This window comes from Lacicoccus kunmingensis DSM 17847 (assembly GCF_059568765.1).
The window spans coordinates 157,646-176,156 of the sequence record NZ_JCANUC010000003.1; the positions used below are offsets into that span (position 1 = coordinate 157,646).

Consider the following 18,511-nt stretch of genomic DNA (forward strand, 5'->3'; position numbering starts at 1 on the left):
TCACTCATAGTGAAATATAGTTGAGATGTCAGAAGATTCAATAATAAACTAAACAAGGGGGTAAAAGTATGAAAAGATTCTTTTTAAGTTGTTCATTAATCATCGTAATAATCATTGCAGGCTGTGCTCCTGTACAGACCGTACCAGAAGGGGAGAAAAAAGTTTATGAATGGCGAATTGTCACTCATCAAATAGAAGGAACGTCAAGGTATGATGGCACTATTAAGCCTTTTGTCGAGGCAGTTGAGGAAACAACAAATGGACAACTAATTATTGAACCATACGGAGCTGACACACTATTTCCAAATAATGATACGTTCGAAATGGTACAAAATGGTGTTGTTGAAATGGCAGCTATATATACAGGGTTTTGGACAGGAAAGGATCCAGTGTTCAACTTAGCAGGGGGGACAATACCAGGCGATCCGTTAAATGGTTTTGAGGAGCATTTCTATAGATCGGAAAGGTTGGAACCAATTACAACCAAAGCATATGAACAATTTGGAATCACAAATCTTGGGGCTTTTGACTATGCACCGGAAGAAATGCTAATGTCTAGAGTTCCTATCGAGGGAATTGAGGATTTTGAAGGTAAAAATATACGATCAGCAGGTGTTGCTTCCAGCTTCTATAGTAAATTAGGGGCATCGTCAATCTCACTTTCAGCTCCAGAAATATATACAGGTCTTCAGTTAGGGACAGTTGATGCTGCAGAATTTAATGATTATTTAGTCAATGGTGAGATGGGTCTGGATGAAGTTACCAATTATGTAATAGAGCCTGCAATACACGTTGGTCCAAGTACTGATAAAGAATTAATTGTTAATGAAAGTGCCTGGGAGGAATTGCCTGAAGAAATAAAGGCAGCAGTATACGTTGCGAGAGACAAGGTAAGATATGAATCCGCAATTGCTTATGGGGTAGAAAGTAAAAGACAAGAGACTGAGTGGAGAAATAATCCTGACATCGAATTTATTCAGTTACCAGAAGAAGACGTTGAGGAAATGAGAGAAATTGGATTTGAATACTTGTTAGAGCAAAAAGAGGAAAGTGAATTAAGTAAAGAGTACATAGAAGAATATGCAAAAGTATTAAATGAACTAGGTTATGCAGAAGAAGCCGAAAAACTCGGTTATACAGAGTGAGGTGGGAAGAGATATGATGAATAAAATCATTAAAGCAATAGAGTTAATGTCTGAGTTTGCAGGAAAATTAGCTTATTATCTAATAATCCCTCTAACCCTCATTGTATTTTATACCATCATAATGAGAAGGTTTTTCGGAAATTATCCTGACTGGGGATTTGAAAGTACAATTTTCTTATTCGGTATTATGATTTTACTTAGCGGCGCGGATACCTTGAGAACTAAAGGACATATTTCAGTTGACATAATACAACAGTACATTAAGGGAAAACCTGCTCAAGTATTGAATGTATTCATCACTGGTTTAATAATTGTGATTGCTGTGTTATTGATGTGGAAAGGTATTGATCTATCTTTAGAATCGACAATGATTCAAGAACGATCTGCTCACCAAACATCCTTTAACCCTCCAATATGGTGGTTTAAGTGGTTTATACCTCTTGCTGGATTGTTATTATTATTACAAGCTTTGGTTGAACTTTACAAGGTAATCGGCAGGGAGGGGAAACAATGGAATTAATATTTGACTATGCCCCGCTATGGATGTTTGTAGTACTTTTAATACTATTGTTCTTGGGAGTTCCAATAGCTTTCTCACTTGCAGGTACAGGAGTTATCTTTGCTTTGTTACTTTGGGGATTTGACAGTACTGCTCTATTGACAAGTGGTGCTTGGAACATAATGAATAACTACACGCTCATTGCTATTCCTTTATTTATATTTATGTCCATGTTACTTGAGAAGTCTAATATTATTTCTGACCTATTTGATACGGTATACAAATGGTCAGGTGCATTACGAGGTGGTTTGGCTATAACTGTTATCATTGTGGGAGCAATAATAGGAGCAATTTCTGGAGTAGTTGCAGCTGGAGTTATTGGACTTGGTTTGATTGCACTTCCACACATGATGCGATATAAATATGATGAAAAATTAAGTCTGGGTACGGTTATGGCCGGAGGGACTTTGGGACAACTAATACCTCCGAGTTTAAACATGGTAGTTTATGGAGCGATCACGGGGCTGTCCGTGTCTAGTTTATTTGCCGGAGGCATCAGTGCAGGTTTACTTTTGATAGGCTTATTTATTATTTATATATTGTTCATGGCTTATAAAAACCCCCATAATGCGCCGGCTTTACTAAAAGAGGAGAGAGTGTCAGTTAAAGAAAAATTCAGTTCTTTAAAGGCTATAATCTTGCCTATGCTTCTGATTTTCTTTGTTTTGGGTTCAATATTTACAGGTATTGCAACACCAACAGAGGGAGCTGCTGTAGGTGTTGTGGGGACTATACTAATCACTGTTGTTACTAAAAGATTAAGTTGGATTAAAGCTACAGAAGCTATTAAAGAAACCGGTAAAATGACAGGTATGGTTGCTTGGATATTAATTGGAGCGGCAGTTTTTAGTGCAGTGTTTTCCGGTATTGGAGGAAACCAAATGGTTTCAGAGCTAGCATCTAACGCCCCGGGAGGTGAGTGGGGGGTCTTATTCTTTGCAATTATTTTCGTGGTTATTTTAGGTATGTTTTTAGAAACAATGGCTTTAATAATGTTGGTCTCTCCTATCATTACTCCAATAATTGTAGAGGCTGGTTTTGATCCTTTATGGTGGGCAATCCTATTCATGGTTGTCTTACAGATGGCATTCTTAACTCCACCGTTTGGATTTGCAATATTTTATTTAAAAAGTGCAGTTGGAAACAAAGTTAGTATAGGGAAAATATATAAAGCTACACTACCATTTATAATTATTCAACTAATAGCGGTTACTTTAATTATATTATTCCCTATTTTAGCTACATGGTTACCAGAAATAATGAATAAATAAAAATTAAAGGAGAAATTAAAATGAACAAATTTGAAGGGGTATACCCAGTATTAATCACACCGATGAATGAGGATTACAGCGTAAATTATGAAGGATTAAAAGAAAACGTACAGTATTATCTAGACTTGAAAGTCGCAGGTATCATCATCGTCGGAAGTACCGGAGAGTTTGCATCTCTTGATGATGAGGAGAAAGAAAAAATCATCACGCAGGTGAGTGAGCAGGTGAAAGGCAGTGAAACTAAGCTGCTTGTCGGTATCGCAGATGAAAGAACCGACAAAATCATCGAGTATGCGAAGTTCGTTGAAGAAAAAGGGGCGGACGGCCACCTTCTGATCAACTCATTTTATCAGACACCGACAGAAGAGGAAGCATTCCACCAGTTCAAAGATGTGAATGATGTCGTGACAAAACCGATCATGATGTACAACAACCCATTCACTGCCAATGTGGACCTTGAAAATGAAACGATTTATAAAATCGACAAAGAACTGGATAAAGTACAATACATCAAAGAATCGACAGGCGATATCAGAAAGGTCAGAACGCTTGTAGAAAACTCGGACCTTGTTATGTTCTGCGGATCGGACGACCTTGCTTACGAATCATTTGCAGTGGGTGCGACCGGCTGGGTATCGGTTGCCGCAAACATCGCACCAAAAAGTGCTTCAAAACTTTATGCACTGATGAAAGAGGGCAAATATGAAGAAGCAAGAACTCTGAATAAAGATCTTCTGCCTCTTTGTGAGTTCCTTGAGGATTCCGGCAAGTATGTCCAGATCGTCAAGAAGGCGATGGACCTCAAAGGCCTGAACGGGGGACCTTCAAGAAAGCCGAGACTCGGTCTGACGGATGAAGAAACCGAAAAACTGAAAAGCCTGATGGAAAAGTTGGACTGACAATAAGACCGGCCGTACGGCCGGTCTTTAATTATGCTTCAGCATCTGATTTTTATATTTATTGACGGTGCGTCTTGATATTTTAATGCCGAGTTCATTCAGCATCATTGAGATTTTATTATCGGAAAGTGTGTCGTAACCATCAATGTTTCCGATAACGTACTTCACCTGGCTGACCGAGAAGCCTTTGCAGCATTCTTTGGATAAAAAACTTTGTATCGGCAGAATACCCCGTGGTGTTGAGATATACTTATTTGAAATCAGACGGCTGACCGTGGCCGGACTAAGTTCTGTAAGTTCTGCAAGTCTGCTCTGATCCAGTGAATTCAGGTAATCAGCATCCCCGGTCATGTAGTCTTTCTGAATATCACAAATCACATTCAAAATTTTTAAAAGATACACTTTACGTGCTTTCAGCATCGAGACCAGTTCTGAATACTCTTCCCGGTAGGCCTTGATCTGATCGGGAAAGTCAGTTTCACTACCGGTGAGGTAAAGCGGTTCAAAGACGATATCGTGAGCCAGGTAGTCCTCAATTTGAATCTGCAGTCTGCCTTGATTTACTGAAATGGAACCTTCGGGCAGTATGTCGATCTGCTCATCGCCGTCCAATGGATAAATGCTGCATTGTTTAATCTCATTTTCGATATAGGAACTGAAGTCATCGGGATCGATGTCCAGTGCAGTCAGAAATTTAAGGCTCCCGGATTGTATATTGTGTAAGTTATCTTTAAAAGCGCTGAACATAGTTTCGTTATATGTATCATTGGTCATCAGCTGGAACTTTATAAAATCCACCGCATCCGTACATCCGATGCCTTGTGAATCATAGTCTTTTAATTCATCTATTAACTGCATTACTCTGGAGGCCGGCGCATTTGTGATTGATACGATCTCACCGGGAGATGCATCCAGAAAACCTTTCGGTGACAGAGAGCCGATGATGACATCCATTATTTTTTTATCATTGTTTTTTAAAGTGTAATTGAAATGTGCGATGATTTCGTCAATAACATCACTGCCCGCATAGACTGCTGAATGATCGGGGAGGGGATGGTCGTCTTTAATGTATATCAAAGGATTTTCATTACATTTATCGATGACATACTTGTGGAGTTCCTTAGGAGTATACTTGAACAAACTGATTGAATTGAGTATATAGTTATTCAATGAAATATTCGTTTCGGCGGTCAGATTCAATGATATCAATAAAGGCACCTCCCTGTTTCATTCACTTATTTGCAATTATCTTAGCTTTGATTGTAAGCGGTGTCAAATGTAAAGTGCATATGTTGTACGGTTTTGATATGCATATTACGTTTGGTATAATGAGAATGTTCAGTAAGAGCTGCATGAATTAAATTCAGGAGATGATGAAATGAAGACCGTTATATTTCAGTTTGAAGTGACGGAAGGCGATTATGAAAAGAACTTGAACAAAGTAAAGCACTTATTTCAGAAGCATACATTGGAAGAGGACAGCATAGTCGTCCTGCCTGAAATGTGGACCAGTGGATATGATCTGGAAAATATTGAGGCGTTGGCGTTCCATAACCTCGGCGGCGTTAAAGAGGAGATGGCGAAGCTTGCTGTAGAATATAAAGTCAATATTGTTGCAGGATCGGTCCCGAATATCAAAAAAGGGAGCGATGTTTTGAATACGGCCTTTGTAGTGGATAAAAACGGGGGACTGGTGTACGAGTACTCGAAAATCCACCTGGTGCCGATGCTTAATGAACCGGAGTACTTAACTGGCGGCGGTGCATCTGCCGACACATTTGAACTGTTAGGCAACAAGGCCGGTCTCGTCATATGCTATGACCTCAGGTTCCCGGAACTGTTCAGGGATCTTGCATTGGATGATGCGAAAGTCATTTTTGTCGTTGCAGAATGGCCGGCAGAACGTACGGAGCACTGGCTGACACTTTTGAAGGCAAGAGCGATTGAAAACCAGTGTTATATCGTAGGCTCCAACACATTCGGCACCCAGCCGAACGGCACGACATTCGCAGGCAACAGTATCATCATCAACCCATTCGGTGAAGTGCTTGGCCAGGGCAGTGCAGATCAAGAGGAAGTTGTGGAAACAAATATAGACCTAGATTACATTGCCCAGGTCAGAGAAGATATCCCGATCTTTAAAAGCAGAAGAAGAGATATGTATAAGTTTTTGTAGGATCCGGACGCTCTCCCGACAGGGTGCGAAAACGATGTCGGGGCAATTTAATAGAATCAAGAAAACGACAGGATATGGGGGGATCCTGTCATTTTTTTATGAAGTATGATATACCTTGTCCGCTTCTTCCAGCAATTCATAAGTTGTAGTATATGCCTCGCAGCCGTCTGCAGGAACTTCATAGTTATCCGTGACGGTTCTCAACTGTTCGAAATCCATTTTCAAATCCGGAGCTTCAGAAGTCTGCACTTTTTTGTTTATGTTCTGAAAGATATCTCTGACTTCCGCGAGCTCCGGATGTCCCGCTCCATGGACCCGTGCTACGATAGGCGTCATTTTTTTAAGCGTTGGAAAATTCTCTGCCACGACATTTTTAAAAGTTATATTTGTCATTTATTTACGTCCTCTCCCATATGATAATTATCTTATCTTTAGATTACAGGAGAATTGGAATTTAAAAATTGACCCAGGTCAACTTTCTATTTAATATTTGCAATTAAAGAGATTTCCAGCGGTGCGTTGTCCGGCAGTGAGCTTACACCGACCGCCGCCCTTGACCCGATAATAGTTTCTCCAAACTGGTCAACCAGATAATCGGAAGCGAAATCTGCAATTTTGGAATGAGATTCAAAATCCTCAGATGCATTGACATAGACAGTCATCATGATAATCCTGTCTATTGCTTCCGTGTCGGATATTTCCTGGTCGATGACCTGTATCGCATTTTTAATCGCCTGCTGTGTCACTGATTCATACTCACTCAAATCTGTCTGATTATCAAGTTTGCCCGTCTTCACAAGCTGGCCGTTAATTTTTGGTGTAATGCCTGATGTATAGACTTTGTCTGCATATCTTGTCGCCAGTTTATAATTACCGTTTGGCGTCACTTTATTTTCCATTTTTATAATACCCCGCAACTTTAATGATTCTCTTCACCGCATCAACCGCTTTTTCCTTATCCTGTGAAAAATTTAATCTGATGCAGTCTGTGAACTGGGGGCCGAATTGCGTGCCCGGAGTGACAGTCACTTTTGCCTGTTTCTTTAAAACTTTAACGAAGTTATCACAATCGATGGAGAGATCTGTGATTTTCGGGAATATATAACTGCCTGCTTCGGTTGTTCTCACTTCAAAGCCTGCATCCCTGAACAAGGTGAGTAAGGTATCTCTGATATCCTGATGCGCCTTGATTCGCTCTGCCATCCAGCCATCAGGCTCGCTGAACCAGTTCTTCAGTACAATCTGGCTGTAGCCGGAAGCTCTCAGTGAAACGATGGCCTGCAGCTGTTCCATCCTGTCGATGATGGCTTTCGAACCGTAGGCGACTCCCAGCCTGAAACCGCTCAGTGATTCTGTTTTGGAAGGGCCGATGATTGTCACGATATTTTCTTTGGGTACGATATCCAGACTTGCAAGGTGTGTATAAGTTTTGTTGTCAAAAAGCTGTCTGGAATATAATTCATCGACGATGACATTCACATCATATTCACGAACGAGTTCGCCGATTTTCGTGATCTCTTCTCTACTGTATACGACTCCGCTCGGATTATTCGGATTTGAGAAAATAAAAGTCGATACACCGTCTTTGAAACTGTTTTCCAGTTCTTCAAGGTTGATTCCTGCTTTTTCCTGTTGGTTCAGGTAGTCCAGCTGGACAGGATAGAGTTCTCCCTGGAAAAAATGAACGAGTTTTCTGTTTGCATAATAATCCGGTTCTATTATTGCGACTTTGTCCCCACGGGTGATTGTCGCACCGACCGCAAGGAATAGTGCGCCCTGGGTGCCCGGTGTGATGATCAGTTCATTTTCAGCGTCAATTGAAGTTGAAGAGTAATCAGCCAGCTTTGCAGCGACATCTTCCAGAATATCTTCACGGCCGCGGTAAACCGTGTAGGCTTGAGTCCCACCGATCTCTTTGAAACCGTAGTTGAAGTTTTCGAGGGCGCCCGGCACGGGTTCAAAGGCATCCACATCGCCGTGTGAAAAATCGACAGGCTCACCCGGCAGTTTTCCCCCCTTAAGTTCAATATCATCAAAATTCAAACGCTTTTCCTGTCCCGGTGCTAAATCGGCATTCAGTTTATCAAATAGATCCTCTACTGAAGACATGTGACACGCTCCTTAATAATAATTTCGTGGTTATTACAACTAGAGTAGCATTACCGTTTATATAATGTAAAATACGATATAATGGAATTAATTATTATAAAACACGTTATTTGGAGAGGTAGAATGAATACATCTGAAATTGAAGCTTTTCTGGCTGTCGTCAGATCTGGAAATATCTCAAAAGCATCTAAAAATTTATTTATATCACAGTCTACAATCAGTCAGAGAATAAAAGCTCTGGAAACAAAACTTGAAGTCAGACTTATCGAAAGATCAAAAGGCATCACTTCGATCAACTTAACTAACGAAGGAGAAAATTTTTATAAGATTGCTTTGAAATGGGAGCAATTGATGACTGATTCAAAAATGCTGAAACAAAAAGAATATAATCAAAGTATTTCTATTGCCGGAGTGGATAGTATCAACAATTTTGTCTTGAACGATGTATTTCGCAGTATGGTCGGTGATCATCCATCAATCAGCTATTTTTTCAGAACTCACCAGTCCAATGAAATTTATACATTAGTGGAAGATAATACTGTAGATATGGGTTTTATTCTTCAGGAAAGAGTGTCTGAATCAATAATAAAAGAAGAGTTTTTCAGAGAAGAACTGGTATTGGTTTTAAATAGAAAGCTGGGGAGCAGAACGTCAGTTACTTTGGATTCTCTCGATACAACAAAAGAACTGTATATAAATTGGGGGCACGTATTTACCTTATGGCATGAAAAGCATTTCGGATACGGCGGAACGTTGGGTGTAGAAACCCACACAGGTATACTGATTAATGAATTTTTAAAATCAGAGGAATATTGGGCAATCATTCCTGTCTCGATGGCAAAGCAGTTTACTAAGGAAAGTAATCTGCAAATCATTAGATTCAGTCAGGATAAACCGTATAGAATCTGTTATATGATCTATGATCAAAATAATGAAAATGCAGGAAACATTCATAAAGATATATTGAACTACAAAAGTTTGACTGAAAATAAAATCCAGTTGAACGATGAGGGAACCAATTTAGAAATTCAATTATAATATCAATTTTGTTAATAATAAATATTTAATATCCGACTTTTACTATATTTGGACAGATTGATAAAATTTTTATAAAGAGCAGATTATAAATATTAAAATGCTAGGGGATGGAATGATGAAGAAGAGAAACACCGAATTTTTCCCGGATGAGCTGCAGAATAAATTAAGAGCGCAGTTCTATTATTTAAATGATGATATAAATGGAAACAGAAGAATATTTTTTGAAAATGCGGGTGGTGCGTTAAGGTTAAAATCCACACTGGAAAAATACGGAGAGATATCAATGATACCGGATTCTCCTGTCAGAGATTATGATATTGCCCAGAAGATCAATCAGGATATCACTGACGGCAAGGAGGATATCCGTTTACTGCTGAACGCAGAAGGTGGAGAAATCGCAATCTCTTTGACCGCTTCAAAAATCATTTTTGAAATGATTACAGTGGCAGCGATGGATTTACCAAAGGGCAATATCGTGACGACTGCGATAGAACATCCATCTTCTTACGATGCATGTGAATTTTCATCGCAGCAGTACGGCCATGAGTTAAGAGTGGCTGAAGCGGATCACAGTACAGGCAGTGTATTTTTAGAGGAATTGCTGTCACATATTGATGATGATACAAGGATTGTCTCTTTAATACTGACATCGAATATCACAGGTGCCATGCATGATTTAGAAAAGTACACAAAAGCGATTCATGAGAAAAACAGTGAAGCAATCATCATAGTGGATGCTGTACAGGGTGCGCCTCATGAATTGATTGATCTGGACAGGTGCCATGTTGACGGCATCAATCTCGCACCTTATAAAATGTTCGGATTAAGAGGTGTGGGTTTTGCCTGGTTATCGGACAGGCTTGCCCGTCTGCCGCACCATAGACTGCTTGCAACTGATGAGACGAATTGGGATCTCGGCAGTGCGACTCCGGCACATTATGCGTCGTTTACTAAAATCATCGACTATATATGTGAAATCGGTTTTTATTTTAATGAAAGTTCTGACAGAAGAACTTTGATTGAAGAAGGCATGACAAGAATTACCTTACAGGAGCAGGCGATATTGAACCAGCTTTTGAATGGTTCTGAATCAATAAAAGGGACGAAAGAACTGAACAATGTGACGATTCATTTTGAAGATGCAAACGGGGTCAATCAGGATCTGATTTTGGCGATGACATTCAGTAATCTTTCGAACAAGAGAGCAGTAGAAATATATAAAGAGAATAATATCCAGGTGTTTGCGAGAGAAGCATCGAGCCATTATTCAAAGCGTATTTTGGAAGCCGTGGGTCTTAAATCACTGGTCAGAGTCTCTCCCGTTCATATTCATAATGCAGATGATGTGGATGAGTTTTTAAGAGTGACTAAAATGATCGATGAAATGTAGACGGCAAGCATTTAATTTCAATAATTCCTTGTATATAGGTAGAATTTGAATTAATGAGGAGGAATTGATTATGTCAAATGAAGTAAAACACTTGGTTTTAGGTTCGGATGAAGCTGAAACGACGATAGAATCCTATATCAATATAGGGTGTCCGTTCTGTTCGACTTATATAAAAGTCATCGATGAAATTTATGCACCGTATATCGAATCGGGTAAGATCAAACATGTCATCAAACATGTGGACCGTACGAATGGAGCATTGCTGAAAGGTACGGTGGCAGCCACTTATTTAAATTATGATGAGCCTGAAAAAGCATATAAAGACATGAAGAAGCTGCTCGAAACAAGACCTGAATGGACTGGCAGTTTTGAAGAAACGCTTATGAAACTGGAAGTATTGGATCTTGTTGAACAAGAAGGGCAGAGCAGCCGTACAAGGGAAATATTATCTGAAGCGGCCGAACGCGGCGTCAAAGTTGTACCGACAGTATTCATTAACGGAGAGAAGTTTGAATTTCCTGTTAAAGGTGAAGACTCGGAAATTGCAGAAGCGTTCAAAACAAAATTGGAGAGTCTATAATTTCGTAAATAGGACACTGATTTTCAGTGTCCTATTTATTTTGAGCATAAACAAAACATTGGTTATCCACTGGTTTTATTGATGTAATAAATATGTGAAATAAATAACATAATATGGAGGGGTATCAATGAAAGGTTGGCAATTTGTTGATACAAATAAACCGTTGGAGCTCGTTGAAAAAGAAGATCCTAAGGCTGAAGCTGGAAAAGTTGTTATTGATATGAAAGTTGCGGGGCTCTGCCACTCGGACGTGGGGGTTTTAAGAGACGAGGGCTGGAAGGCTTTACTCGGCGAACTGCCTGTCATTATGGGCCACGAAGTCGCAGGTGTCATCAGTGAAGTGGGCGAAGGTGTTACAGATTATAAAGTCGGCGATAAGGTTGCTGTATGTCCGACAAGGCCAAGCGGCACTGCACCGGGTTATGCATACGTTGGAGGTTTCGGCACGAAAGTACTCGCACCGGCTGAAGACCTAGTGAGAATTCCTGACGGTGTGTCATTTGCAGCTGCTGCAGCAGGAACGGACGCAGGCATGACATCCTACCATGCAGCTTTCAACAAAGGCGGCATTAAAAAAGGAATGAAAGTCGGTATGATCGGTATCGGCGGTCTTGGACAGATTGCACTTGAAGCGGCAATTGGACAGGATATTGAAGTGTATGCAATCGACACAAACCCTCAAGCCAGAGAGCTCGCCAAGGAACTTGGAGCTGCAGGCGTCTATGAAAATGTTAAGGAAATTGCAGAATTTGAACCCCAAGTAATCATTGACTATGCAGGTTTCGATATTACAACCCGTGAAGCACTTGAGTCTGTAGCTTTCCAAGGTAAGGTTGTGCTTGTCGGGATGGGTAAACTTGAAACGACAGTCAACGTCACTTCGATGAAAACGAAGCAGGAGACACTCGTCGGCAGTAACGGCGGTACGAAAGAGGATATAGAAGATATGTACGCGCTGATGGCTGAAGGTAAAGTCAGTCCGAAAATCACGGAGATTACTTTCGATGAAATACCGGAAGGCATCCAGATGCTTGAAGATAACAAAGTGACCGGCCGTCTTGTTGCAAACATGGAGGAATAGTTTTTGATAAATAAAAGCCTGAAGATGCAGATTTTTTCTGCGCCTTCAGGCTTTCTCTATATTTAAAGCATGCTGCCGAGCCACAGACCAATCATCGTGCCCAAATAGTTGCCGATGATATATCCGAGTGTACCGATAATCAATATCGGCCCGACGAGTTTCACCCATCCTCTTGAGATGGCCATCGCTGCGGCTGTTGTCGGACCGCCGATATTCGCATTACTGGCGAGTATGATTTCTTCCAGGTTAAATTTAAACAGTCTGCCGTCACTGAAAGAAATAATCATGTTGACGAGTACCATGATTGCGGCAAAAACGAGAATGATCGGTGCATTTTGTATAATCAATGGAATCGATGCAGGCACACCAATGACTACAAAGAATATATAGATTAGGAAAGTACCGATTTCCTGTGCGCCGTTAATGCTTTCAAAATACTTCGGTACAGCTGTGACAAGCAGTAAAGTCAATGTTGTCAGCATCAAGTAGTTATCACCGATGATGGCTCTTAAAATCGATAAGAAAACATTGGAGTCTTCAGGGATAAGATTTGTAAAAAATTCTGCCAATGTGAAAGATACGGCTACAATTGCAAATGATGTACCGACTGCCAGTGCGATATCACTCAGGGAAATTTCTTTTCTCTGCCAATACGATGCAGCCTGATTACCCGTATCAGTATTCTTATCAAGTTCATCGATATATGGTGTGGCGAATTTATTTCTGAAGAAACTGATGGTTGGAATTGAGATCAAAACTAAAAAGTATAATGCCATCAATAAATTATCTGCAACGACGGTGGAAGATATAAGACCTTCGGGCACATCAAAGCGTGCAGACATGGCAGCAAAATTGACGCTCCCTCCCGTATATGAGCCGGTCAGCATCGCCCCGACCATGTCGATCTGCGGTATGAATGACCTGAAAATGTAAAAACCTGCAATAACACCTGCTACGGTACCGATTGAACTGATTAAAAATATGAAGAGCAGACGTCCGCTTTCCTTCCATATTTTCACGATGTTCGACTGAAATAAAAGAAGTGGAATGGATAAAGGTACAACGTAGCTCCATACAGCGTCATAAACCGGCGATTCCACAGGTATAATCTGCAGGTTGGCCAGAAGCATCGCCCCGACGAGTGCAATAATCGCCCCTGATAATTTTGAAGCCCATGAATATTTTTGCTCGAGCACGATACTTACAGCGGCCCAGCCGACCAGAAAGGCCCATAAAATCCACGTCTGATCCGGTGAAATCAAGGAATTCACTTCACCATCCATATTTTGGTCCCCCTTGTTTATTTAGCATAGATTATATCACTATTAAAAAAATAAATTAATATTTATTAGATTTTTATTGTGATATGTAAACTTTTAGGTTACAGACCGTCTTCTAAGGGAATAAAAATATAACGGCCAAATATAGACTTTTTATTTTACGTTTACATGCTATTCTTTGAAAGTCACTTTGGAATGTTCTATACTCAGATATTAATATATATAAATAATTTACTTCAGAGGGGAGGTTGTTCCATGCACAAATATGCAGGGAAATTAATGATTGGTATCATTGCCGGATTATTAATTTTCATCGGTTTGAATCAAAATATTTCAGCCCAGGATCAAAACCTGGATGATATGATTGAAGTGCGGACAACAGATAGTTCTAATAATGCTGAAGCTGAGAAGATGATAGAGAGGTTAAATAATGTAGATTCAAGAATTCTATATGAAACCAACCGCTCTGGAGTAAGTATTATTTTGATGGACGTGCCTTTGACTGAACTGCCTGAATTCCAACATCTCTCCGGCACTGTGCCGAGAGGCTGGGAACAGAGCGGAAGCACATGGGATAATGTACCTGGAGCCGGCGGATTTACAACAGCTGCAAGAATAGGGTACAGCGACCCTGGCAACGGTCATTCGACCATCAACCTGGAACTGCATGAATATGCCCATGCAGTGGACTCCTATACAGCAGGCTTCACATTCAGTTCAACATCAGAGTTCAATGGGCTGATGGCAAGTGAGAAAAATGCATTGTTCGGAGATCATCAGGTGTCGGAGTATTTTGATGTCCCGAGTGAATACTTTGCAGAAGTGTTTGCGATGTATTACCTGGGCGGGGAAGAGCGTGATAAACTGCAGTCGAGAGCACCACAGACATACGAATACATTGATACACTCCATAACCGTATCGTCACGTTCGGAGAAATCACCGGCAACACAATGACCATTCACTGGGATGAACATGAAAATGCTGAATCTTATAATGTGTATCAAAATGGTGAGTTGGTAGATAACGTTTCTGAAAGTGAGTATGAAGCGACGGATTTAGAAACGAATACAAATTATGAATTTTACGTAGAACCGTTGAATGCTGATGACGATGCGTTATTCACATCATTCTTCCGTCATGCGACAACTTCAGCGGAACCTGATGATTCCGCCGAGGAAGAAGAGGCACTCGATGTTGATGATTCAAAATTGGAAGAGGCAATCAGTCAGGCGGAAGAGATTCCAGAGCCTGAGCGATCAGATGATCTATCCGCTGCACTTAGTGAGGCTCAGGAAATGCTGTCTGAAAGTGATGAAGGGAATGTAGAAGAACAGTCCTCGATTGATGAAGCGACAGAAGCATTACTGATAGCGGTAGAAGAGAATTCGATGGACGAAGAAGAAAAACCTGAAGAAGATGCTTCTGAATCTGCTGAGGAAGAACAGAATGAATCTGAAGAAACTGCAGAAGAAACAGAGTCCGGTGAAGATGCTGAACCTGAACAGGATACAGCAGAAGAAAGCGCATCTGGAGACGGAACTTCAGAAGGTGAAACTGCGTCTGAAGAAGAGGGTCAGTCTGCAGAGACGGGATCAGAAGAAGAATCATCCGAAGTAGAAACAGATGAAGAAAGTGAAGCGGTAGCAAATCCTATTTTTGACGGCAATCATTTTATTTTTATAGTGGCAGTAATGCTGCTGATTTTAGCCGCAGCATCTGCTGTTCTGATCAAAGTATTAAGAAAGTAAAATAATAATAAAAATATCGGACTGTCTGTGCAGTTCGATATTTTTATCTGTAATTATGAATTTTAAAGGATAAAATGATATCATTCATATAACTACACTTTAGGAGGATTTCCATGTCAATAGCTGATGAATTGTATGAAGCTTATATAGAAAAAATACCGTTGGCACTTGGTAGCATTGATGTTCAGTCAATTAAGGATGCTTATCAGGTTCAGGATAAGGTTCTGAAATTGAAGACTGAGGATAATGAGGAAGTGCTGAGAGGATACAAAGTCAGTTTAACGAGTAAAGAGACCCAGGAGATGTTTGATCACGATGAACCGCTCTACGGCGCATTGACTCATAAAAATATAATTAATAATGCTACAATGTCAGATTATAATGTACCAAAGTTGGAGATGGAAGTTGCATTTCTGGTGCAGGAGGATCTGACGATTGAGGATACGGTTGAAGATATAATGAGTAAGTGTATGATTGCTCCCGGTCTTGAAATACCGGACGGGCGTTATGAAGACTGGTTTCCCCACGCATCTAAATATGAAGTGGTCTCTGACAGTGCCGTGGCCGGCAGTGTCACATTCGGAGACAGTGACTACTTCAACTATAAGGATTTAGATGATATTAAAGGGACGCTTAAATTTAACGGTGAAGTCGTTAAAGAAGGACGGTCGAGCGAAGTGATGGGTCATCCGGCTGAAGCGGTGAAATGGCTGATTCAAAAACTTCATGAAGAAGGAAAAGTGATTGAAGCGGGCTGGGTCGTATCTTCAGGTACATTTAATCTGCCGATAGATTTGGAAGAAGGCTTTTATGAAGCAGAATATGAAAATATAGGCACTGTAACTCTTGAAGTGCATTAAAGCAAAATAAAAACGGCAGCTCACTTGATGAGCTGCCGTTTTGCTATAGAATTTTATAATTTAACAATCCAGCCGAAAGGGTCTTCCAAAGTCCCGTACTGGATACCTGTATAGTGATTATAAAGATCTTCCGCCACAGGGCCGACCTGGTTGTTATTTACAACATAGTCTTCACCATGGACATTCATGCGTCCGATAGGTGAGATGACTGCTGCAGTACCTGACCCGAAGATTTCAGAGACGCTGCCGTCTTCAAGGCCGTCACGAAGGTCATCCAGAAGAATCTTTTCTTCTTTCACTGTATATCCTTTATACTCTGCAAGCTGTATCAAAGATTTTCTCGTAATACCTGAAAGAATAGAACCATTCAATTGTGGCGTGATCAGCTCATTATTTCTAACGAAGAAAATGTTCATACTGCCGACTTCTTCAACATATTTCTGGTCAACGCCGTCCAGCCAGAGCACCTGCTCGTAGCCAAGCTCAGCAGCTTTCTGCTGTGCAAGGATACTTGCCGCATAATTGCCCGCACACTTGATTGCACCGACACCGCCGCGTACAGCACGGACGTAGTCATCTTCGACATAGATACTTGTCGGGTCAAGCTGTCCGCCGTAATATCCTGCCACTGGAGATAAAATAATATTATATTTGTATGTTCTTGCAGATCTGACTCCTAAAAAGGCTTCATCTGCAAAGATGAACGGACGAATATATAATGATTGTCCAGGGCCGTCTGGGACCCAGTCACGCTCTAATTTAATCAATTCATAAAGTGCATTGAGACTTGTTTCCTCATTGATCTTGGGCATAGCAAGCCGCTCCAATGAAGTATTCAGACGTTTGAAGTTCTCATCCGGTCTGAATAATAAAATATCATCACCGTTTTTGTAAGCTTTCAAACCCTCAAAAACAGATTGTCCATAATGGATACCGTTTGCCGCGGGAGAAATCTCGAGATTTTTATACGGTACAATGGCAGGCTCTTCCCAACCATGCTCAGGTGTATAATCCGATGTGAACATATAGTCAGTAAACACTGTTCCAAACTTCACCGTTGATACATCTGGTTTTTCTTTCAATGAATTTGCTTTCTCGATTTGTATTGTTTGTCCCATAATGGACCCTCCTTCTAACTATAAAACAAGCCACTTACTTGATTTGAAAATTAGAGTTTATTTTATCAAGGAAACACCAATAAAGCAAGACGTTTTCAGATTATTTAAAATTTAATTTTATTTCTAACAATAAAGTATATAGGAGGGGAACTTGTTATAATAGAATTATTATGAAATAAAAGACGAGGAGTGTAGTAATGGATAAGATAAAACTTGCTGTAATTCCCGGAGATGGTATCGGTCATGAAGTGATGCCGGGAGCACTGACAATACTGGACCGTCTGGCAGAATTACACGGCGGTCTGAAATTTGAATTTGAACATTATGACTACGGCTGTGATTATTATTTGCAGCATGGGGAAATGATGCCGGAGGACGGTATGGACAGGCTCAGTGAAAGTGATGCGGTATTTTTAGGCGCAGTCGGAGATGTCAATAAAGTGCCTGATCACATTTCATTATGGGGACTGCTTATAAAAATCCGCAGAGAATTCCAACAGGAAATCAATGTCAGACCGGCGAAAGTTTTTGAAGGGGTGAAATCTCCGCTCGGCAATCCGAAAGACTTCGACCTAATAGTTGTGAGAGAGAACAGTGAGGGTGAGTACAGCTCAGTCGGCGGGCGTATGTTCCATGAGGAACATGAAGTCGCAATTCAAAGCAGTGTGTTCTCAAAGCGTGCGACTTCCCAGGCGATGGAGTACGCTTTCAAACTTGCCCAGTCGAGAGGGAATATGGTGACGAGTGCAACAAAATCGAACGGTATTTATCATGCCATGCCTTTTTGGGATGAAGTGTTCAAAGAAGTATCAAAAGAATACCCGGATGTTTCCACTACATCTGAACATATTGATGCATTGTCTGCATCGTTTGTTACCAGACCCGAACGGTATGACGTCGTGGTGGCGAGTAATTTATTCGGTGATATCTTATCAGACATCGGTGCAGGAATCATGGGTAGCATCGGTATCGCACCAAGTGCAAACTTGAATATAAACGGAAAGTACCCATCCATGTTCGAACCGGTTCACGGCTCGGCACCGGATATTGTCGGACGCGGTCTTGCAAATCCGATTGGCCAGATCTGGACGGCGAAAATGCTGCTTGACCATTTCGGATATGAAGATTTGGGCAGTCAGCTTCTGAAAGCGATAGAAGATACTTTGAGAGAAGGCATCATGACACCGGATATCGGGGGAGAGGCCTCAACCGAAGAAGTGACTGCTTCAATATTGAACCGACTGTAAATAAAAACC

The 18,511-nt window shown here is 40.8% G+C and carries 18 protein-coding genes; 12 read left to right on the forward strand and 6 right to left on the reverse strand.

Features of this window, described 5'->3' with window-relative positions:
• Positions 1 to 68: 68 nt before the first annotated feature.
• The 4 genes from dctP to dapA are packed head-to-tail and all read left to right on the forward strand — an operon-like array spanning position 69 to position 3,874.
• Positions 69 to 1,145, forward strand: coding sequence for a TRAP transporter substrate-binding protein DctP (dctP, locus tag BO48_RS04950; protein ID WP_496366305.1), 1,077 nt, complete (start codon positions 69 to 71; stop codon positions 1,143 to 1,145).
• 13 nt (positions 1,146 to 1,158) lie between these two features.
• Entirely contained in the window at positions 1,159 to 1,665 is a 507-nt protein-coding gene (locus tag BO48_RS04955; RefSeq protein WP_496366306.1) for a TRAP transporter small permease subunit, read from the forward strand.
• Positions 1,656 to 2,975 (forward strand): TRAP transporter large permease, encoded by a 1,320-nt coding sequence (locus BO48_RS04960; RefSeq protein WP_496366307.1) that lies wholly within the window; start codon positions 1,656 to 1,658, stop codon positions 2,973 to 2,975. The genes BO48_RS04955 and BO48_RS04960 overlap by 10 nt, the downstream gene beginning before the upstream one ends.
• Before the next feature lie 20 nt (positions 2,976 to 2,995).
• Positions 2,996 to 3,874, forward strand: coding sequence for a 4-hydroxy-tetrahydrodipicolinate synthase (gene dapA, locus BO48_RS04965; RefSeq protein ID WP_496366308.1), 879 nt, complete (start codon positions 2,996 to 2,998; stop codon positions 3,872 to 3,874).
• Positions 3,875 to 3,901: 27 nt separating this feature from the next.
• Here dapA and BO48_RS04970 read toward each other — a convergent pair whose 3' ends face one another.
• Positions 3,902 to 5,083 (reverse strand): RNA polymerase factor sigma-54, encoded by a 1,182-nt coding sequence (locus BO48_RS04970; RefSeq protein ID WP_496366309.1) that lies wholly within the window; start codon positions 5,081 to 5,083, stop codon positions 3,902 to 3,904.
• A 169-nt stretch (positions 5,084 to 5,252) separates the two neighbouring features.
• Between BO48_RS04970 and BO48_RS04975 the strand changes: the two genes are divergently transcribed.
• On the forward strand, positions 5,253 to 6,050 hold the full coding sequence (locus BO48_RS04975) for a carbon-nitrogen family hydrolase (RefSeq protein ID WP_496366310.1): 798 nt from the start codon (positions 5,253 to 5,255) through the stop codon (positions 6,048 to 6,050).
• A gap of 96 nt (positions 6,051 to 6,146) precedes the next feature.
• On the opposite strand, the gene BO48_RS04980 is transcribed toward BO48_RS04975, so the two are convergent.
• From BO48_RS04980 to BO48_RS04990, 3 genes are all read right to left on the reverse strand, one after another.
• Positions 6,147 to 6,443 (reverse strand): iron-sulfur cluster repair di-iron protein, ric, encoded by a 297-nt coding sequence (locus BO48_RS04980; RefSeq protein ID WP_218118658.1) that lies wholly within the window; start codon positions 6,441 to 6,443, stop codon positions 6,147 to 6,149.
• 86 nt (positions 6,444 to 6,529) lie between these two features.
• Complete coding sequence (locus tag BO48_RS04985) at positions 6,530 to 6,949, reverse strand: RidA family protein (protein WP_496366311.1); 420 nt, start codon at positions 6,947 to 6,949, stop codon at positions 6,530 to 6,532.
• Complete coding sequence (locus tag BO48_RS04990; RefSeq protein WP_496366312.1) at positions 6,939 to 8,159, reverse strand: pyridoxal phosphate-dependent aminotransferase; 1,221 nt, start codon at positions 8,157 to 8,159, stop codon at positions 6,939 to 6,941. The genes BO48_RS04985 and BO48_RS04990 overlap by 11 nt, the downstream gene beginning before the upstream one ends.
• A 123-nt stretch (positions 8,160 to 8,282) precedes the next feature.
• On the opposite strand from BO48_RS04990, the gene BO48_RS04995 reads away from it, so the two are divergent.
• The 4 genes from BO48_RS04995 to BO48_RS05010 all read left to right on the forward strand — a co-directional run bounded on the left by BO48_RS04995 (position 8,283) and on the right by BO48_RS05010 (position 12,248).
• Positions 8,283 to 9,197: a LysR family transcriptional regulator gene (locus BO48_RS04995; protein ID WP_496366313.1), complete on the forward strand. Its 915-nt coding sequence runs from the start codon at positions 8,283 to 8,285 to the stop codon at positions 9,195 to 9,197.
• 115 nt (positions 9,198 to 9,312) lie between these two features.
• Positions 9,313 to 10,587, forward strand: a complete 1,275-nt coding sequence (locus BO48_RS05000; RefSeq protein ID WP_496366314.1) for an aminotransferase class V-fold PLP-dependent enzyme — start codon at positions 9,313 to 9,315, stop codon at positions 10,585 to 10,587.
• A 70-nt stretch (positions 10,588 to 10,657) separates the two neighbouring features.
• On the forward strand, positions 10,658 to 11,167 hold the full coding sequence (locus BO48_RS05005; RefSeq protein ID WP_496366315.1) for a thioredoxin domain-containing protein: 510 nt from the start codon (positions 10,658 to 10,660) through the stop codon (positions 11,165 to 11,167).
• Between the two features lie 127 nt (positions 11,168 to 11,294).
• Positions 11,295 to 12,248 carry a zinc-binding dehydrogenase gene (locus tag BO48_RS05010; protein WP_496366316.1) on the forward strand — a complete coding sequence of 318 codons (954 nt, stop codon included), beginning with the start codon at positions 11,295 to 11,297 and terminating at the stop codon, positions 12,246 to 12,248.
• Between the two features lie 62 nt (positions 12,249 to 12,310).
• On the opposite strand, the gene BO48_RS05015 is transcribed toward BO48_RS05010, so the two are convergent.
• Positions 12,311 to 13,531: a DUF819 family protein gene (locus BO48_RS05015; RefSeq protein WP_496366317.1), complete on the reverse strand. Its 1,221-nt coding sequence runs from the start codon at positions 13,529 to 13,531 to the stop codon at positions 12,311 to 12,313.
• 252 nt (positions 13,532 to 13,783) lie between these two features.
• On the opposite strand from BO48_RS05015, the gene BO48_RS05020 reads away from it, so the two are divergent.
• Together BO48_RS05020 and BO48_RS05025 are read left to right on the forward strand one after the other, a co-directional pair.
• Positions 13,784 to 15,277, forward strand: a complete 1,494-nt coding sequence (locus BO48_RS05020; RefSeq protein ID WP_496366318.1) for an anthrax toxin lethal factor-related metalloendopeptidase — start codon at positions 13,784 to 13,786, stop codon at positions 15,275 to 15,277.
• A gap of 113 nt (positions 15,278 to 15,390) precedes the next feature.
• Positions 15,391 to 16,137 carry a 2-keto-4-pentenoate hydratase gene (locus BO48_RS05025; RefSeq protein ID WP_496366319.1) on the forward strand — a complete coding sequence of 249 codons (747 nt, stop codon included), beginning with the start codon at positions 15,391 to 15,393 and terminating at the stop codon, positions 16,135 to 16,137.
• 53 nt (positions 16,138 to 16,190) lie between these two features.
• On the opposite strand, the gene BO48_RS05030 is transcribed toward BO48_RS05025, so the two are convergent.
• Complete coding sequence (locus tag BO48_RS05030) at positions 16,191 to 17,255, reverse strand: branched-chain amino acid aminotransferase (RefSeq protein WP_496366320.1); 1,065 nt, start codon at positions 17,253 to 17,255, stop codon at positions 16,191 to 16,193.
• A gap of 197 nt (positions 17,256 to 17,452) precedes the next feature.
• On the opposite strand from BO48_RS05030, the gene BO48_RS05035 reads away from it, so the two are divergent.
• The gene (locus BO48_RS05035) at positions 17,453 to 18,502 is read left to right on the forward strand and encodes a tartrate dehydrogenase (RefSeq protein WP_496366321.1); all 1,050 of its coding nucleotides are present in this window, start codon (positions 17,453 to 17,455) and stop codon (positions 18,500 to 18,502) included.
• Positions 18,503 to 18,511 lie beyond the last annotated feature (9 nt).

Coding starts and splice junctions, on each gene's coding strand:
- dctP (WP_496366305.1), top strand. CDS start 69: ATGAAAAGATTCTTTTTAAGTTGTTCATTAATCATCGTAATAATCATT.
- BO48_RS04955 (WP_496366306.1), top strand. CDS start 1,159: ATGATGAATAAAATCATTAAAGCAATAGAGTTAATGTCTGAGTTTGCA.
- BO48_RS04960 (WP_496366307.1), top strand. CDS start 1,656: ATGGAATTAATATTTGACTATGCCCCGCTATGGATGTTTGTAGTACTT.
- dapA (WP_496366308.1), top strand. CDS start 2,996: ATGAACAAATTTGAAGGGGTATACCCAGTATTAATCACACCGATGAAT.
- BO48_RS04975 (WP_496366310.1), top strand. CDS start 5,253: ATGAAGACCGTTATATTTCAGTTTGAAGTGACGGAAGGCGATTATGAA.
- BO48_RS04980 (WP_218118658.1), bottom strand. CDS start 6,443: ATGACAAATATAACTTTTAAAAATGTCGTGGCAGAGAATTTTCCAACG.
- BO48_RS04985 (WP_496366311.1), bottom strand. CDS start 6,949: ATGGAAAATAAAGTGACGCCAAACGGTAATTATAAACTGGCGACAAGA.
- BO48_RS04990 (WP_496366312.1), bottom strand. CDS start 8,159: ATGTCTTCAGTAGAGGATCTATTTGATAAACTGAATGCCGATTTAGCA.
- BO48_RS04995 (WP_496366313.1), top strand. CDS start 8,283: ATGAATACATCTGAAATTGAAGCTTTTCTGGCTGTCGTCAGATCTGGA.
- BO48_RS05000 (WP_496366314.1), top strand. CDS start 9,313: ATGAAGAAGAGAAACACCGAATTTTTCCCGGATGAGCTGCAGAATAAA.
- BO48_RS05005 (WP_496366315.1), top strand. CDS start 10,658: ATGTCAAATGAAGTAAAACACTTGGTTTTAGGTTCGGATGAAGCTGAA.
- BO48_RS05010 (WP_496366316.1), top strand. CDS start 11,295: ATGAAAGGTTGGCAATTTGTTGATACAAATAAACCGTTGGAGCTCGTT.
- BO48_RS05015 (WP_496366317.1), bottom strand. CDS start 13,531: ATGGATGGTGAAGTGAATTCCTTGATTTCACCGGATCAGACGTGGATT.
- BO48_RS05020 (WP_496366318.1), top strand. CDS start 13,784: ATGCACAAATATGCAGGGAAATTAATGATTGGTATCATTGCCGGATTA.
- BO48_RS05025 (WP_496366319.1), top strand. CDS start 15,391: ATGTCAATAGCTGATGAATTGTATGAAGCTTATATAGAAAAAATACCG.
- BO48_RS05030 (WP_496366320.1), bottom strand. CDS start 17,255: ATGGGACAAACAATACAAATCGAGAAAGCAAATTCATTGAAAGAAAAA.
- BO48_RS05035 (WP_496366321.1), top strand. CDS start 17,453: ATGGATAAGATAAAACTTGCTGTAATTCCCGGAGATGGTATCGGTCAT.